Source organism: Kribbella sp. NPDC050470, from assembly GCF_044458365.1.
Lineage (GTDB): Bacteria > Actinomycetota > Actinomycetes > Propionibacteriales > Kribbellaceae > Kribbella.
The window spans coordinates 426,889-442,570 of the sequence record NZ_JBITHV010000008.1; the positions used below are offsets into that span (position 1 = coordinate 426,889).

Below are 15,682 nucleotides of genomic sequence, written 5' to 3' on the forward strand. Positions count from 1 at the left end.
TCCCCGATGCGTCCGCTGCCTGGCCAGGTCGTCCTCATCACCGGAGCGTCCCGTGGAATCGGGGCCGCCGTGGCCCGCCGGCTCGCGCAGCACGGCGCCAAGCTCGCGCTGATCGGCCTGGAGCCGGACGAGCTGAAGAAGGTCGCCGAGGACTGCGGCCCGGACGCCGGCTGGTGGGAGGCCGACGTCACCGACACCGAGTCGCTGCGGACCGCGATCGAGGGCGTGGTCGAGCGGTACGGCCGGATCGACGTGGTGATGGCGAACGCCGGGATCGCGGCGCCCGGGTTCACCCGCAGCATGGACCCGAAGGTCTGGGAGCGAGTGCTCGACGTCAACCTGTACGGCGTCTGGCGCACGGTCAACCTGACGCTGCCGCATCTGCTGGCGAGCAAGGGGTACTTGCTGCTTGTGTCCTCTCTTGCGGCGATCGTGCACATTCCCGGACTCGCGTCGTACAACGTGGCCAAGGCCGGCGTGGAGGCGATGGGCGACACGCTGCGCGTCGAGCTCAAGCACCTCGGCGTCCGGGTCGGGGTGGCGCACATGACGTTCGTGGACACCGACATGGTGCGTGGCGTGGACGAGCACCCGGTGTTCGGCAAGGTGCGGACCGGGGTGCCGCTGGCGGGCAAGGTGTATCCGCTGGAGTTCGCGGTGGAGAAGTTCACCCAGGGCATCCAGAAGCGCTCGCGGACGGTGCACGTGCCGGGGTGGATCGGTGCGCTGAAGGTGTTCCGCTGGCTGATCCCGCACGTGATCGAGGCCGGGTCCCGGTTCAGCGTGCCGAAGGCCGACCGGGCCGCCCTGGCCGACATCCAGGCGCGCGGCGCCGCCGAGTCGACCCGGGCGTCCGGCGCCGGCGGGCGCGCCGACACCGAGAAGGCTGCCGGACGATGAACCGCCAGTACGACGTCGTGCTGCTCGGAGCCAGCGGGTTCACCGGGGCGCTGACCGCGGAGTACCTCGCCGAGCACGCACCAGCGAACCTGCGCTGGGCAGTTGCCGGTCGCAACAAAGCGAAGCTGGAGCGGTTCGGCAAGGACGTCCTGCACGCCGACGTCACCGACCCGCAGTCGATCCGCGCCCTCGCCGAGTCGACCCGGATCGTGGTCACCACCGTCGGCCCCTACATCCAGTACGGCGAGGCGCTGGTCGCCGCCTGCGCCGACGCCGGGACCGACTACCTCGACCTGACCGGCGAGCCCGAGTTCGTCGACCGGATGTACGTCCGATACCACGAGCGCGCCGTACAGACCGGTGCCCGGATCATTCATGCCTGCGGCTTCGACTCGATCCCGTACGACCTCGGTGTGCAGTTCACCGTCGAGCAGTTGCCCGAGCGCGTGCCGATCCAGGTGAACGGTCTGCTCCGCGGCGGCGGGCGGCCCTCCGGCGGCACCTTCCACACCGCGATCACCGCGTTCTCCCGGCCGAAGCAGAACCTCGAGGCCCATCGCGCCCGGCGCCGCGCCGAGCCGCGTCCGGAAGGCCGTTCGGCGAAAGCGGTCCCGGGCAGGATCCACCGCGAGCAAGGCTTCTGGGCAGTGCCGCTGCCGACCATCGATCCGCAGATCGTCGGCTACTCCGCGCGCCTGCTCGACCGCTACGGCCCCGACTTCCGGTACTCGCACTTCGCCGCGGTCAGACGCCTTCCGGTGGTTGCCGGAGGCATCGGTGGCATGGCGCTCCTGGTCGCTGCCGCGCAGATCCCGCCGGCCCGCAACGCGCTCCTGAACCGCCTCAAACCCGGCGACGGCCCGAGTCCCGAACGCCGCGCGAAGTCGTGGTTCAACGTCCGCTTCGTCGGCCGCGGCGGCGGCAAGCAGGTGATCACCGAGGTCGCCGGCGGCGATCCAGGGTACGGCGAGACCGCCAAGATGCTCGGCGAGAGCGCCCTCTGCCTGGCCCTCGACGACGTACCGAAGACAGCAGGCCAGACCACCACAGCCGCCGCCATGGGTCCACACCTGCGCGAGCGGCTGATGAAGGCCGGCCTGACGTTCGCGACCCTCAGCACCGATCAGTATTAGCCCGGATTCATCCCCGAGTTCGCACGGTCTGCGCCCATCGGATGGCAGGCTGGAAGCATGAGGACGCTTCTCAACCTGATCTGGCTGGTGCTGGCCGGGTTCTGGCTGGCGATCGGGTATGCGGTCGCCGGCATCATCTGCTGCGTGCTGATCGTGACGATCCCGTTCGGCATCGCGGCGTTCCGGATCGCCGGGTTCACGCTCTGGCCGTTCGGCCGGACCATCGTCGACAAGCCGTCGGCCGGCGCCGGCGCGGTCCTCGGGAACATCATCTGGGTGATCTTCGCCGGCTGGTGGCTGGCGCTGGGCCACCTGGCCACCGGGATCGCGCTGTGCGTCACGATCATCGGCATCCCGCTCGGCCTGGCGAACTTCAAGCTGATCCCGATCTCCCTGCTGCCCCTGGGCAAGGACATCGTCCCGAGCGACCAGCCGTTCGCCGTCCGGTGAGGTCGCTCACCGTCCTGGGATCCTGTGGCGCCTGGCCGGAACCCGGGCGTGCGTGTGCGGGCTTCCTGCTGGAGTACGACGGCTTCACGGTCGTCCTCGACCTCGGGTACGCCGCCCTGCCGCAGCTGCTTCGCCACCGCCCGACCGGTGACGTCGACGCGATCGTCGTCACGCATCAACACCCCGACCACTGCGTCGACGTGAGCGCCCTCGCCCGAGTCCGGTACTACGAGGCACGCGACGCGGCCCCGATCCCGCTGCACTGTCCGCCAGGCGTTCTCGACGTACTGCGCGCCCTCGAGCCGAACCCGGATCCGGCCACGGTCTTCGACGTACATGACCTCGCGACCACCACTCAGCTCGGTCCCTTCACCGTGGAGACCGTGCTGCTGCCGCACTACGTCACCAACCTCGGCGTCCGGTTGACCGCACCAGGCGTGTCCGTCGCCTACACCGGCGACAGCGGACCCTCGGACGACCTGGCAAAGCTTGCCCAGGGCACCGACCTGTTCATCTCCGACGCGACCCTGCAGAGCCCGTCACCACAGACCAGCCCGCGCTACGTGATGACCGCAACCGAAGCAGCCCGCGGCGCCAACCCGGCGAACCGCCTCCTCCTGACCCACTTCTGGCCCGGCTCCGACCGCGCAATCTCGCTCGCCGAAGCCCAGCGAGAGTTCGACGGCGAAGTCCTCACCGCCGAGGAAGGCCTCACGATTCCGTTGTGAGGCGGGCGTGCCGGAAGGCGGAGCGGTGCAGGAGGACGGCCTGGACTACCATGCCGCCGACACCGATCCAGAGCGCCGTACGGGTGCCGAACCGGTCGGCCAGCAGGCCGCCGGCGGGTGCGCCGATGACAATGGCGGCCCGGTTGAACGAACGCGTCGTGGCGTTCATCCGCCCGAGCAGCCCGGACGGCGTGATCGACTGGCGGTAGCCCATCTCGATCGGGCTGTCGATGCCGAGGGAGACGCCCAGGACGAACTGGCCGGCACAGAGCAGCACGATGCCGGCCGCGTTGTCGCCGGCGAGCGGCACGGTCAGGTAGGCGACTGGACTGAGCCAGCGGCAGGCGATGATCGCGGGTCCGACCCCGAACCGCCGGCCGACCCGGCCGGACGCGGTCGCGCCGATCACCGAGCCGACGCCGGCGCACGCGTACGTCACGCCGAGCCAGAACGCGCTCAGCCCGAGCGTGTTGAGCACGAACAGGACGAAGACCGTGGTGAGCAGGCCCTGGAACACGAACCACACGTGTGAGGTCGTCGTGATCGGCCCGAGGGTGCTGTTGCGATAGACCCAGTTGAGCCCCTCGCGGATCTCCCGGCCCAGGTGCCGCGGCTGACCGGTGCTTTCGGCAACTTCCGGCGTTCGCGGGCGGACGGTGGCGAGCACGAGGCCGGACAGCAGGTACGACACCGCGTCGACCAGGATCGCGGCCGGCGCGCCGATCAGCCTGATCAGCGCACCGGCGAACACCGGTCCGCCCGTCTGTGCCACCGCACTTGTCTGTTCGAGTCGCGCCCACGCCGACGTGAGCAGGTCGGTGGGTACGAGCGACGGCGGGAACGACTGGTGTGCGGCGTCGTACGCGAGGGACAACGTGCCGAAGACGAGTACGACGGCGATCAGCAGCGGAAGGCTGAGAACGTCCAGCATCGCTGCGAGCGGGATGACACCCAGCACGATCGCCCGGGCGAGGTCGGTGCCGACGAGCAGCGGCTTGCGGCGGTAGCGATCGACGATCACCCCCGCGAGCAGGCCGAACAGCAGGTACGGCAGCCAGCGGGCCGCGTTGAGGATCCCGACCTCGGTGCCGGACGCCTGCAAGGTGACGACGGCAACGACCTGCAGGGCGAGCGCGCTGACGGACGAGCCGACCATCGACACCGCATCGGCGATCCAGAATCGGACGTATCCGCGATGCTCCAGCAGCCCGGCCACACCCGGGATCCTAAGCGGGCTCGGCTCAGGCCTTCTGTGCGGCCTCGACGAGCTTGCGGACGTTGGTGATGTCGCCGCAGCCGGAGTCGATCAGGCGGGCGCGCTCCTCGGCGAATGCGTCGCCCAGTTGCCGGCGGACCTCTTCGGAGACGTCGGTCCGGGCCGGGTTGAGGACGTCGCGCTCCTCCTCGTCGAGGTGGTGCGAGAGGGCCTCGGAGAGCTCGTGCAGCTTCTCGCTGAACTCCTCGCTGCCGGTTTCCTCGACCTGCATCAGTTCGAGCAGCGCCTCGTTGCCCTCGTCGTGCTCGTGCTCGGAGTGCTCGACCTCCTCGGCGTCGATCGCGTCCTTCCGCCGCAGGCTGGGGTACACCTTCGACTCCTCGGCCTCCGCGTGCGCGATCAGCACCGTGGCCAGATCGGCCAGTACGGCGGACCGGTCGCTCTGCACGTCGCGCAGCTCACGCAACGCCTCTTCGAACCACCGGTGGTCCGCAAGGATGATCTCCACCACGTCGCCACCCATCGCCGGCAGGATCTTCGGCATTCGTCGCCCTCCGTTCTCGAACGTCTGCCGCGCCGGTACCCCGGTTAACCTGCAGGTATGCCGACAGTCCTGGTCCGACGCCCCAGCCCTCGCCTCGCCGACGGCCTCATCACACACATCGAACGCACCCCGGTCGACGCGGACCTCGCCGTACGCCAGTGGCAGCAGTACGTCGACGCGCTCCGGGCTACCGGGTGGACGCCGGTCGAGGTGCCGGCGATCGACGAGTGCCCGGACGGCGTCTTCATCGAGGACACGATGGTCGTGTACGGCGACCTCGCCGTGATCGCCCGGTCAGGCGCCGACGAGCGCCGTCCGGAAGCCGCGGCCGCCGAGCAGACTGTGGCAGCGCAGGGCTACCGGATCGCGCACATCACCGACCCGGGCACCCTCGACGGCGGCGACGTCCTCAAGATCGGCTCCACCATCTACGTCGGACTCGGCGGGCGGACGAACGAGGCCGGCATCCGCCAACTGGCTGACTCCTTCGCGCCGCTCGGTGCGACCGTGCGTTCCGTGCCCGTGCGCAAGGTGCTGCATCTCAAGTCAGCAGTGACCGCGCTTCCAGACGGCACGGTCATCGGGTACGAGCCGCTGGTCGACGATCCGCAGGCGTTCGACATCTTCAAGCCCGTCCCCGAGGAGGCCGGGTCGCACGTCGTACTGCTGGGGGAGGACCGGTTGCTGATGGCAGCCTCCGCGCCCAAGTCGGCTGAGATGTTCGAGTCGCTCGGTTACACGCCCGTCGTCGTCGACATCAGCGAGTTCGAGAAGCTCGAGGGCTGCGTCACCTGCTTGTCGGTGCGCCTGCGCGGTTGAGCAACGGCCGGGCCGCCTCGGCCGCCTGCACGTCCCGCTTCCTGCCCCGGGCCTCGGCCACATCGCACGCCTCTACCAGCGCCGCGCGATAGACCGCAGTGTCCGGGTGCGAGGAGCCGAGCGCAGTGTCGGCATCGCTGACCGTCTGCGCCAGCGCCTCGACTGCCGCCGCGATCTCGCCACCGGCCAGCAATGCCCTGCCCAGAGCCGCGCGATCACGCAGCAGTTGCGGGTCGTGCGGGTCGAGGTCCTGTTCGTCGACGGTGACGATGTTCGCGAGGAGCGTCGCCTCCGAGCGTGGGCCGCCGACCATCAACCGCGCTCCGGTGACCGCCTCGGTCGCGGCCCGGGTCAGCTCGTGGTTCGGCCCGAACACCTCCACCAGTTGAGGTGTGACCAACTCGAACCACGCGATTGCCCGGCCGTAGTTCGCAGTCGCAAGCAGCCCCTGGGCGACCCGCAGTCGCACGCGCAGCGTGGCCGGGTCGTCAGCCGGCAACGCCTTCTCCCGCTCGATCAGCGCAGACCGGTAGAACGGCAACGCCCGACCGGGCTCGCTGTCCGCCCAGTACGCCTCGGCCTGCCGGTACGCCGGATCGCCGTCGAGCTCCGGGTGCGCCGTGCTCGGAGAACGCCGTACGACGGTTTGCACCGGCTGGTCGACGACCTTGCGGCCGATGTAGTTGCGGCCGCCGGTCGGGATGATCCGGAACCGGCCCTTCTTCGACACCGGAATCCAGAGGACCGTCGAGTACAGCGTCCGGACCGACGACCCGCAGTTCTCACAGACATCCCGGTGACCGACGAACCGCGTCCCGACTCCAGCCGGGCCGGCCCCGTCAGGCACGCGCCAAGCGGTCGACGACGCAGTACAGGACGCACAGAACGGGTAGACCCCCCGCCGTTCCTCATTCATTCCGCCCATTGTGGTCATGTTCGGGTTCGTCGTCCTCTTCCGCTCCACCGGTTACCACTTTCGTGAGCGCGGAATCGTCGACGGCGAAGGTTCGCACCGGGCCGGGCGGCGTGTCCGCGGTCTCGAACCGTACCGTCACCCGGCCGCGGCCCGAGCCCCAGACCCACCCGCGGCCGTAGTCCGGGTGGAAGACGTCCTGGCCGGGGTAGTAGCCGGTGAGGTCGCGCGCCCGCTCGGGCAGCTCGACCACTTCGGGCTGCCGGCCGTCGTCCTCGCTCTCGGTGAAGAGGTCGTCCTGGATCCAGTCGGCGAGCGAGGAGACACCGACGCCGAGCAGCCGGATCCCGCCGGAGATGTCGCTCTCGTCGAGCAGCCGGCGCGCGACCCGCGCCACGACCCGCGCGTCGTCGGTCGGCCCGGCGAGCGTTGACGACCGGGTGTGCGTCGTGAAGTCGTGCATCCGCGTCTTCACCGTCACGGTCCGGCCGGAGAGTTGCGCCTTCTGCAGCCGTTCGGCGACGCGGTGGGCCATCCGGTCCGCGATCGCGGTCAGCAGCGAGCGGTCGACGATGTCGGTCTCGAAGGTGTCCTCGACACTGACGGACTTGGTCTCGCGGTCGCTCACCACCGGGCGGTCGTCGGCGGCGATCGCCAACCGATGCAGGCTCGAGCCGTGCGCCGACCCGACCTGGCGGATCAGCTCGTCCTCGTCCAGTTGCTGCAGATCCGCCACGGTCCGCACGCCGGCCATGGACAGCCGCTGCGCGGTCGCCGGACCCACGCCCGGGATCACCGTCACCTGCATCGGCGCGAGGAACTCCGCCTCTGTCCCCGGCGGTACGACGACCACGCCGTCCGGCTTGTCGAGGTCGCTGGCGATCTTCGCGATCAGCTTCGACGTCCCGGCGCCGACCGATGCGGTCAGGCCGCCACTGGCCTTGCGGATCGCGTCCTTCAGGTCCTGGGCGATCGCCTGTACGTCGTCCACCGTGAGCCCGGTCAGCCCGGCCGCGGACAGGTCGACGAACGCCTCGTCCAGCGACAGCGGCTCGACCAGCGGCGACAGCGCCCGCATCTCGGCCATCACCGCCTGGCTGGTCCGCCGGTACACCTCGAAGCGCGGCCCCAGGTACGCCGCGTGCGGGCAGCGGGACCGCGCCTCCGCGGTCGACATCGCGGACCGGACGCCGTACTTGCGGGCTTCGTACGACGCGGTGGACACCACGCCGCGTACGCCGATGCCGCCGACCACGACCGGCTTGCCGCGCAACGACGGCTTGTCGCGCTGCTCGACAGCCGCGAAGAACGCGTCCAGGTCGACATGCAGCACCGAGGGTTCACCACGCACGGCACCAGTCTCGCCGGTTGCACCGACAAAACCGGGTACCGGTCAGGCAGACTGAAGTTACGTCGTACCCCGCACACTCCGACTGGGAGGCGCAGATGGGTGAGGAAGTCGACCGGGTCGAGTTCACCCGGGCAGACCGGACCGCGTTCCGCAGCCAGGTCCATCGCAATCTGGATGCGTTCGCACGGATGTTGCGCGAGGCCCGGTTCGCCCCGGAACGCCCGATGACCGGGATCGAGATCGAGCTGAACCTGGTCGACGAGAAGTTCGACCCGGCCTTCAAGAACTCCGAGGTGCTGAGCGCGATCGAGGACGACGCGTTCCAGACCGAGCTCGGCCAGTTCAACATCGAGATCAACGTGCCGCCCGGGCAGATCGACGGCATCGGGCTGGACACGATGGAGGCGAACATCCGCGACAGCCTGAACGCGGCCGAGGAGAAGGCGGCCCGGACCGGCTCGTCGATGGTCGTCGTGGGCATCCTGCCGACCCTGCTCACCGAGCACATCCACCGCGAGGCGCTCAGCACCAACCCGCGCTACGCCTTGCTGAACGACCAGATCTTCGCCGCCCGCGGCGAGGACGTGCAGATCGCGATCGACGGCATCGAGCGGCTCGCGATCACCGCCGACACGATCGTGCCGGAGGCGGCCTGCACGTCGACGCAGTTCCACCTGCAGGTCACGCCGGAAGCCTTCCCGCGGTACTGGAACGCGGCCCAGGCGATCTCCGGCGTCCAGCTCGCGGTCGGCGCGAACTCGCCGTTCCTGTTCGGCAAGGAGCTGATGCGCGAGACCCGGATCCCGTTGTTCGAGCAGGCCGCCGACACCCGCACGCACGAGCTGAAGACCCAGGGCGTGCGGCCGCGGGTGTGGTTCGGTGAACGCTGGATCACCTCGATCTTCGACCTGTTCGAGGAGAACTCGCGCTACTACCCGGCGTTGCTGCCAGTGACGTCGGACGAGGATCCGATCGCCGTCCTCGACCGTGGCGACACCCCAGCTCTTTCGGAGTTGCGGCTGCACAACGGGACGATCTACCGCTGGAACCGCCCGGTGTACGACGTTGTCCGGGAGAAGCCCCATCTCCGGGTGGAGAACCGGGTGCTGCCGGCCGGTCCGACGGTCGTCGACACGATGGCCAACGGCGCCTTCTACTTCGGCCTGGTTCGCGCGCTGGCCGACGACGAACGGCCGATCTGGTCGCAGATGTCGTTCAGCGCGGCCGAGGAGAACTTCCACTCGGCCGCTCGGCACGGCATCGACGCGGAGGTGTTCTGGCCGGGTGTCGGCACCGCGCGCGCGACCGAGCTGGTGCTGCGACGCCTGCTCCCGTTGGCCTCTCGCGGTTTGGACGCGTGGGGTGTCGACGCCGCCGTCCGCGATCGCCTGCTCGGCATCATCGAGCAGCGCTGCCTGACCAACCGCAACGGCGCCGCCTGGCAGGCCGATGAGTTTCATCGACTGTATACAAGAGGACCTCACGGCCGCCGGGACGCGTTGCGCGGCATGCTGCGCAGGTACTCCGAGCACATGCATGAGAACGCTCCAGTGCACACGTGGCCGATCGACTGACCGGGGTCGTGGGGTGGGGAAGGAGTCTGCACTGAACCGGTTAGTCGGGCAGACAACGTAGGACAGGAATGGTCACGCTGCGTCGGGTGCCCTAGGCAACTGGGTGGGGAGTTCGATAACGACCCGGACTACAGGGGTGGCGCGTTGGGTGACAGCCCTGCAAAGGTGTGGCCACCGGAAGGTTAGAGAGTTCCGTCGCGGGTAGTACTCGGGCACCGGCGTGGCTGCCACAACGGTGGCCGGGGCGGTGGTGGAGTACTACCCGCACGACGATCAGCCGTCCGTCACCGTCGCGACACAACAGGTGCAAATGCAGCGGATGCCGACCACGGTCGGGAGCAGTATCGTTCGGAACGGGTCGACACGACACCCGGAGGTGAGGCAGGGCGATGACGACCATCGTCGTGGGTTACGTGCCGAAGGCCGAGGGCCGTGCAGCCCTTCGGCGAGCGGCGGAAGAGGCAACGCTTCGTGACGCCAAGCTCGTGGTGGTGAACTCACACCGGGGCGGTCGCAGCTTCGACAGCGACGAGGCCGCGGCGAGTGACGCCGCTTTGACGGAGGTGCGGGAGCAGCTCGACTCGACCGGCGTGCCCTACGAGGTGCGGCAGCTGGTGCGTGGACTCGATCCGGCGGAGGACCTGGTGGCCGTCGCCGAGCAGGTGCACGCGGAGTTCATCGTGATCGGCCTGCGCCGCCGGTCCCCGGTCGGCAAGCTCATCCTCGGCAGCAATGCCCAGCGGGTGCTGCTCGACGCTCCGTGTCCGGTGCTGGCCGTGAAGGCCGACGAAGGGGAGGACTGAGGTGACTTCGACACGCAGCAAGAAGCTGTGCCTCGCACAGCAGCCCGACGCCGACGAGATGCTGAGCAGAGATCCGTTCGCACTCCTGGTGGGCATGCTGCTCGACCAGCAGATTCCGATGGAGCGGGCATTCGCGGGCCCGGTCGCGATCGCGAAGCGGATGGCCGGACCGTTCGATCCGTCCACGGTCGCGCACTACGACCCGGATGCGTTCGTCGAAGTGGTGGCCGGCCCGCCGGCCGTGCACCGGTTCCCGACCGCGATGGCGGCCCGGATCCAGACCCTCGCCAAGCACCTCGACGAGGAGTACGCCGGTAACGCTTCGGGCCTGTGGTCCGATGTGAAGTCCGGGGACGACCTGCTGGCCAGGCTGTCGGCCCTGCCGGGCTTCGGCGCGCAGAAGGCGAAGATCTTCGTCGCGCTGCTCGGCAAGCAGCTCAAGGTCCGGCCGCGGGGCTGGCGCGAGGCATCCGAGCCGTACGGCGAGGACGGCGCGTACAAATCCGTCGCGGATGTGATCGACGTGGCGTCGCTCGTGAAGGTGCGGCAGTTCAAGCAGGAGCAGCAGCTGGTTCAGCAGCGGGTGGTGGCGCGTCCGCTGCGGCGGACCCGCAACGGCTAGGCGGCTGAGAAGGCGACGTTTGAACGGTGAAGTGCTCAGGCCCCGACCGAGCGGGAACGCACCGCCCGGAAGGGGCCGAGGCATGTCGTTCGGGGGGTCGCGGCGCGCTTGGGCTTGGCTCGCGGATTACAATGTAGTGTTGCCGCCGCCTGACCAGCGAGCAGCCGCACACAGTCGTACCCCAAAGCACTCGCACCACCGCCGTACCGCCGTACTACAAACCCTGCGTCAGACGAGAGGTAATTCGTGTCGTCCAGCTCGTCCGAGAATCTTCCCGCCGAGTCAGCCCGGGCAGTGGCCGCCACCGCCCGCAGCACGGCTCCGAGGACCAGCGCCCGAGTGACCGACCCTGCTGCCAAGAAGGCGGCAGTGAAGAAGGCCGCGGCCAAGCCCGCCGGCACCAAGGAGGACGGTATCCCCGCGAAGAAGGCCGCCGCCGCCAAGAAGTCGCCGGCGAAGAAGGCCGTCCCCGGCAAAGTCACCGAGGCTGGTTTGTCGATCGATCCCAAGACCGGCAAGCCGCGCTCACTCGACGACGTGGACGAGTCCGACTTCAAGCCCGACGCTGTGCAGGGGCTGGAGAAGGAGCTGACCGAGGACGAGGGTTTCGTCGTCTCCGAGGCCGACGAGACCGACGAGCCCGAGCAGCAGGTGATGGTCGCCGGTGCCACCGCGGACCCGGTCAAGGACTACCTGAAGCAGATCGGCAAGGTCCCGCTGCTGAACGCCGAGCAGGAGGTCGAGCTCGCCAAGCGGATCGAGGCCGGCCTGTTCGCCGAGGAGCAGCTGGGTGACGAGGCCGCGAAGCTGAAGGACAAGGTCCGCGACGAGTACGACTGGATCTCCGAGGACGGCCGGCGGGCCAAGAACCACCTGCTCGAGGCCAACCTGCGCCTGGTGGTGTCGTTGGCCAAGCGCTACACCGGCCGCGGCATGCTGTTCCTGGACCTGATCCAGGAGGGCAACCTGGGCCTGATCCGCGCGGTGGAGAAGTTCGACTACACCAAGGGCTACAAGTTCTCGACGTACGCCACCTGGTGGATCCGGCAGGCGATCACCCGCGCGATGGCCGACCAGGCCCGGACCATCCGGATCCCGGTGCACATGGTCGAGGTCATCAACAAGCTGGCCCGCGTGCAGCGGCAGATGCTGCAGGACCTCGGTCGCGAACCCACTCCGGAAGAGCTCGCCAAGGAGCTCGACATGACCCCGGAGAAGGTCATCGAGGTGCAGAAGTACGGCCGCGAGCCGATCTCGCTGCACACCCCGCTCGGTGAGGACGGCGACTCCGAGTTCGGCGACCTGATCGAGGACTCCGAGGCGATCGTGCCGGCCGAGGCGGTCTCGTTCACGCTGCTGCAGGAGCAGCTGCACGCCGTCCTGGACACGCTGTCCGAGCGCGAGGCCGGTGTGGTCTCGATGCGCTTCGGCCTGACCGACGGCCAGCCGAAGACCCTGGACGAGATCGGCAAGGTGTACGGCGTGACCCGCGAGCGGATCCGCCAGATCGAGTCCAAGACGATGTCGAAGCTGCGCCACCCGTCCCGCTCCCAGGTCCTGCGGGACTACCTGGACTGATCGATGACCCAGGTGATCGCCGGCGTGCTTGCGCTGGCGATCCCTGTCTTCGACTCGGCTTCCCTGGCCGCCGCCGTGCTCACGGCGGCGGCCTTGCTGTTCACCCTGCTGCTGGTCGCACGCGCGTCCGCGCCGGCGACGGCGCCGCTGCGGGCGATCGCGGTGTCGGTCCGGCACCGTGCGGAGGAGACTGCGTTCCTGCGGCTCCGCGACCCGGACGCGGCCGGACGTCCACGCCCACGAGCACCAGGACGGTAGCGAGCACTTCCGCTACCCGTTCCTACTCATCTCGTGGAGTCTTGCTGTGCCTTCTTTCCTGGAGGCGCCGGTCGCCGGTGCCTATCACCTGATCTCGTCCCTCGTCACCGCCATCGAACCGCTGGCCGGCGCGTACGCTGCCGTGGCCGCGATCGTCTTGTGCACGCTCGTCGTACGCCTGCTTCTGCTGCCGCTCAGCGTCCGGGCGCATCGCGGGATGCGTGCACGCGCTGCGCTCATGCCGCAACTGAAAGCGATCACCGATCGCCACCGGGACAACCCGGAGCGTCTGCAGCGAGAGGTCACCAAGTTGCAGGCCGAGTCCGGGACGACCTTGTTTGCGGGCTTCCTTCCGATGCTGGCCCAACTGCCGTTCTTCTGGTTGATGTACACGCTGTTCTCCCGCGCGATGGTCGCGGGGGAGTCGAACCAACTGATCAGCGGCAGCCTGCTTGGTGCGCCGCTGGGGCTGCACTGGCCGGTGTTCGCGGCCACACCGGCGTTTGCTGCACTCGCCGTACTGCTGGCTGTGGTGGCTTGGTTCTCGGCGCGCCTGGCGCTGCGGCAGCTCGATGAGTCGGCGACGCCGTGGTCGCGCCGGCTGGCTCGGTGGTTGCCGTTCGGCACGGTGCTCACGGCGGCGTTCGTCCCGCTCGCGGCCGGGCTGTACCTGCTGACCACGACCACGTGGACGGTGGTCGAACGGGCTGTCCTGCAACGCTGAGGGTTTGTTGCCCCAGGCCACAGTTGCTGCGGCTCGGAGGGTTCTGCTACGGTCTTTATTAAAGCCCATTGCATAACGACTGGGGAGCCATGCACGCTGAACGGTCGGAGAACCAGGTGGCGTGTCTGCGGTTCCTGGCCGGCGCCGAGGAGGCGCGCACGGTCGGCGTCATCAGCGCGGAGACCGGGCTGTCGCGTCCCACCGTGCACGCCGTCCTCGACGATCTCCTCGAGGCCGGCCTGGTCGTGCCCACCGGTCCGTCGACCGCCGGGCCGGGCCGGCCTGCGCGTGCCTTCCGCTTCGCCCGGGAGGCCGGGCTGGTCGCCGGCGTGGACCTCGGTCCGCGCGGGGCGCGGGCCGTGATCTGCGATCTGTCCGGACGCCGGCTGGGGTACACGGAACTGAAGGGGCGCCGGAACGCGGGCATCGCTCTGATCCAGCGAGCGATCCACACGGTCGCGGAGGAGAGCGCCGTCGATCTCGGGCGGCTCCGCGCGGTCGGCCTGGCTCTGCCCGGTGTGATCGAGACGAACGGTCACCTGCGCGCAAGTCTCGCGCTGCCAGGACTGGTGGGCCTGCCGGTCGCCGAGATCGTGTCACAGGACGTCGGCTGCCCGGTGACCGTCGACAACGACATCAAGCTGGCCGCCCTCGCCGAGCAACGCGGCGGCGCAGGACGCGGGTACTCCGATGTCGTCTACCTCCAGATCGGCCGTCGGTTGTCCGTGTCGATCGTCCTGAACGGAGTCATCCGGCAGGGACGCCATCGGCTCGCCGGGGAGCTCGGCGCACAGCGAGGTATGCGCTGGACCCGGAACGCCGAGCGGGGGCAGTTGATCTGGACGTCGCACCCCACCGGTGAAGCCGTGCTGACAGCGGCAGCCGCCGGGGATCTGGATGCCCAGGCGGAGATCGAGGACTTCTGCGCGCAGATCGCCGGCCGCATCGCCACTGTGCTGCTGGTCGTCGATCCCGAGGTCGTGGTCGTCCGGGGCGGACGTCCGCAGGACAGCAGCGCACTCCTTCGTCCGCTCGCGGCGGCGGTCGAGAGGGAGTTGGTCTTTCCGGAGCGCCCGCCCTTCGTCGCGTCGGCGCTCGGCCGTGAGGCCGTCGTCCTCGGAGCGGTCGGCAACGCATTCGACCAGTTCAGTTCCGGCATCTACGGGGTCCACGACTACCCGAGTCCGTGGATCCAGCTCACCAACGACCTGGAGAGGACCACTCTGTGAAGCTAGGAGTCAGCTCGTACTGCTTCCGCTCGCTGATGGCGCGCGGCGAGATGGACCTGATCGCCGTCCTGGACTGGGTCGCGGCGTCACCGGCCGGGCATCTCGAGATCGCCGCCATGGACGGGGAGTACTACCTCGAGCGCGCTGACGTGGTGAGCGCTACGGCCGCGCACGCCCGTGACATCGGCGTACCGATCGTGAACTATCTGGTCAGCGGCGACCTGCGGACGGCGGAGGACAAGGAGATCGACCGGCTGCGCCGGCAGCTGGACGTCGCGCACCGGTTCGGAGCTCGCATCTTCCGGCACGACGTCGCGCCCTGGGCGTGGCGTGAACAGGACCCGGGCGAGTTCGAGTCGACGTTCGAGCAGGTCGTCGTAGGTTGCCGGGCGGTCGCGGATCACGCTGCCGAGCTGGGCATCGTGTCGACGATCGAGAACCACGGCTTCTTCATGAACGGCAGCGACCGGCTGGCCCGGCTCGTGCACGCCGTCGACCGCCCGAACTTCCGGGTCACGCTCGACCTCGGCAACGGACTCTGTGTCGGCGAGGTGCCGGGCAGGACCGCCGCGAGCCTGATCGACATCGCGGCCTCGGTCGGCGTGAAGGACTTCCACATCCGCCGGTCTGCGGGGGACGGCTGGCTCAGGACGCTGGCCGGGGACTACCTCCTCGGCACGATCTCGGGGCACGGCGATCTGGACCTCGCCGGCCTGCTGGCGCTGGTCGGCACGAAGCCCGACGTACCGGTGAGCCTGGAGTTCGAGGGCCTGGAGTCGCCTCTGGACGCCATCGAGCGCTCACTCGACAACATCCTCAGACTGGCAGGAGCCGCCTGAC

17 protein-coding genes are annotated in these 15,682 nt (G+C 69.2%); 13 read left to right on the top strand and 4 right to left on the bottom strand.

Annotated features, from left to right (window positions below; translation table 11 throughout):
• Positions 1–6: 6 nt before the first annotated feature.
• From ACIBGM_RS26225 to ACIBGM_RS26240, 4 genes are read left to right on the top strand one after another with little or no spacing between them, the layout of a single operon-like run.
• The gene (locus ACIBGM_RS26225) at positions 7–900 is read left to right on the top strand and encodes an SDR family oxidoreductase (RefSeq protein WP_360523762.1); all 894 of its coding nucleotides are present in this window, start codon (positions 7–9) and stop codon (positions 898–900) included.
• Positions 897–2,033 (top strand): saccharopine dehydrogenase NADP-binding domain-containing protein, encoded by a 1,137-nt coding sequence (locus ACIBGM_RS26230; protein WP_360523765.1) that lies wholly within the window; start codon positions 897–899, stop codon positions 2,031–2,033. The genes ACIBGM_RS26225 and ACIBGM_RS26230 overlap by 4 nt, the downstream gene beginning before the upstream one ends.
• A 57-nt stretch (positions 2,034–2,090) precedes the next feature.
• Positions 2,091–2,483, top strand: coding sequence for a YccF domain-containing protein (locus ACIBGM_RS26235; protein WP_360523768.1), 393 nt, complete (start codon positions 2,091–2,093; stop codon positions 2,481–2,483).
• Positions 2,480–3,211: an MBL fold metallo-hydrolase gene (locus ACIBGM_RS26240; protein WP_396387002.1), complete on the top strand. Its 732-nt coding sequence runs from the start codon at positions 2,480–2,482 to the stop codon at positions 3,209–3,211. The genes ACIBGM_RS26235 and ACIBGM_RS26240 overlap by 4 nt, the downstream gene beginning before the upstream one ends.
• Here ACIBGM_RS26240 and ACIBGM_RS26245 read toward each other — a convergent pair.
• Together ACIBGM_RS26245 and ACIBGM_RS26250 are read right to left on the bottom strand one after the other, a co-directional pair.
• Entirely contained in the window at positions 3,195–4,427 is a 1,233-nt protein-coding gene (locus ACIBGM_RS26245; protein ID WP_360523774.1) for an MFS transporter, read from the bottom strand. The two genes, ACIBGM_RS26240 and ACIBGM_RS26245, sit on opposite strands and share 17 nt — an antisense overlap.
• A 25-nt stretch (positions 4,428–4,452) precedes the next feature.
• A complete protein-coding gene (locus ACIBGM_RS26250; RefSeq protein WP_360523777.1) occupies positions 4,453–4,971 on the bottom strand; it encodes a hemerythrin domain-containing protein in 519 nt (172 codons plus the stop codon).
• A 57-nt stretch (positions 4,972–5,028) separates the two neighbouring features.
• Between ACIBGM_RS26250 and ddaH the strand changes: the two genes are divergently transcribed.
• Positions 5,029–5,790: a dimethylargininase gene (gene ddaH, locus ACIBGM_RS26255; protein WP_360523780.1), complete on the top strand. Its 762-nt coding sequence runs from the start codon at positions 5,029–5,031 to the stop codon at positions 5,788–5,790.
• On the opposite strand, the gene ACIBGM_RS26260 is transcribed toward ddaH, so the two are convergent.
• Both ACIBGM_RS26260 and ACIBGM_RS26265 read right to left on the bottom strand, forming a co-directional pair.
• Entirely contained in the window at positions 5,759–6,706 is a 948-nt protein-coding gene (locus tag ACIBGM_RS26260; protein WP_360523783.1) for a tetratricopeptide repeat protein, read from the bottom strand. The genes ddaH and ACIBGM_RS26260 overlap by 32 nt on opposite strands.
• Positions 6,699–8,054: a DNA polymerase IV gene (locus ACIBGM_RS26265; RefSeq protein WP_360523786.1), complete on the bottom strand. Its 1,356-nt coding sequence runs from the start codon at positions 8,052–8,054 to the stop codon at positions 6,699–6,701. Before ACIBGM_RS26265 ends, ACIBGM_RS26260 begins: the two co-directional genes overlap by 8 nt.
• A gap of 95 nt (positions 8,055–8,149) precedes the next feature.
• Here ACIBGM_RS26265 and ACIBGM_RS26270 point away from each other — a divergent pair, with 95 nt between their 5' ends.
• The 8 genes from ACIBGM_RS26270 (at position 8,150) to ACIBGM_RS26305 (ending at position 15,681) form a co-directional block, all read left to right on the top strand.
• On the top strand, positions 8,150–9,628 hold the full coding sequence (locus tag ACIBGM_RS26270; RefSeq protein WP_360523789.1) for a glutamate--cysteine ligase: 1,479 nt from the start codon (positions 8,150–8,152) through the stop codon (positions 9,626–9,628).
• Positions 9,629–10,017: 389 nt separating this feature from the next.
• Complete coding sequence (locus tag ACIBGM_RS26275; protein ID WP_131357832.1) at positions 10,018–10,431, top strand: universal stress protein; 414 nt, start codon at positions 10,018–10,020, stop codon at positions 10,429–10,431.
• A 1-nt stretch (position 10,432) separates the two neighbouring features.
• The gene (locus ACIBGM_RS26280) at positions 10,433–11,053 is read left to right on the top strand and encodes an HhH-GPD-type base excision DNA repair protein (protein WP_360523792.1); all 621 of its coding nucleotides are present in this window, start codon (positions 10,433–10,435) and stop codon (positions 11,051–11,053) included.
• 246 nt (positions 11,054–11,299) lie between these two features.
• Positions 11,300–12,631, top strand: a complete 1,332-nt coding sequence (locus ACIBGM_RS26285; protein ID WP_360523795.1) for an RNA polymerase sigma factor — start codon at positions 11,300–11,302, stop codon at positions 12,629–12,631.
• A gap of 3 nt (positions 12,632–12,634) precedes the next feature.
• Entirely contained in the window at positions 12,635–12,889 is a 255-nt protein-coding gene (locus tag ACIBGM_RS26290) for a DUF6412 domain-containing protein (RefSeq protein ID WP_360523798.1), read from the top strand.
• A 46-nt stretch (positions 12,890–12,935) separates the two neighbouring features.
• A complete protein-coding gene (gene yidC / locus ACIBGM_RS26295; protein WP_396387003.1) occupies positions 12,936–13,613 on the top strand; it encodes a membrane protein insertase YidC in 678 nt (225 codons plus the stop codon).
• An 89-nt stretch (positions 13,614–13,702) separates the two neighbouring features.
• Complete coding sequence (locus tag ACIBGM_RS26300) at positions 13,703–14,842, top strand: ROK family transcriptional regulator (RefSeq protein WP_360523804.1); 1,140 nt, start codon at positions 13,703–13,705, stop codon at positions 14,840–14,842.
• Positions 14,839–15,681, top strand: a complete 843-nt coding sequence (locus tag ACIBGM_RS26305) for a TIM barrel protein (protein WP_360523807.1) — start codon at positions 14,839–14,841, stop codon at positions 15,679–15,681. The genes ACIBGM_RS26300 and ACIBGM_RS26305 overlap by 4 nt, the downstream gene beginning before the upstream one ends.
• The last annotated feature ends 1 nt before the right edge of the window (position 15,682 follow it).

Coding starts and splice junctions, on each gene's coding strand:
- ACIBGM_RS26225 (WP_360523762.1), top strand. CDS start 7: ATGCGTCCGCTGCCTGGCCAGGTCGTCCTCATCACCGGAGCGTCCCGT.
- ACIBGM_RS26230 (WP_360523765.1), top strand. CDS start 897: ATGAACCGCCAGTACGACGTCGTGCTGCTCGGAGCCAGCGGGTTCACC.
- ACIBGM_RS26235 (WP_360523768.1), top strand. CDS start 2,091: ATGAGGACGCTTCTCAACCTGATCTGGCTGGTGCTGGCCGGGTTCTGG.
- ACIBGM_RS26250 (WP_360523777.1), bottom strand. CDS start 4,971: ATGCCGAAGATCCTGCCGGCGATGGGTGGCGACGTGGTGGAGATCATC.
- ddaH (WP_360523780.1), top strand. CDS start 5,029: ATGCCGACAGTCCTGGTCCGACGCCCCAGCCCTCGCCTCGCCGACGGC.
- ACIBGM_RS26260 (WP_360523783.1), bottom strand. CDS start 6,706: ATGAATGAGGAACGGCGGGGGGTCTACCCGTTCTGTGCGTCCTGTACT.
- ACIBGM_RS26270 (WP_360523789.1), top strand. CDS start 8,150: ATGGGTGAGGAAGTCGACCGGGTCGAGTTCACCCGGGCAGACCGGACC.
- ACIBGM_RS26275 (WP_131357832.1), top strand. CDS start 10,018: ATGACGACCATCGTCGTGGGTTACGTGCCGAAGGCCGAGGGCCGTGCA.
- ACIBGM_RS26290 (WP_360523798.1), top strand. CDS start 12,635: ATGACCCAGGTGATCGCCGGCGTGCTTGCGCTGGCGATCCCTGTCTTC.
- ACIBGM_RS26300 (WP_360523804.1), top strand. CDS start 13,703: ATGCACGCTGAACGGTCGGAGAACCAGGTGGCGTGTCTGCGGTTCCTG.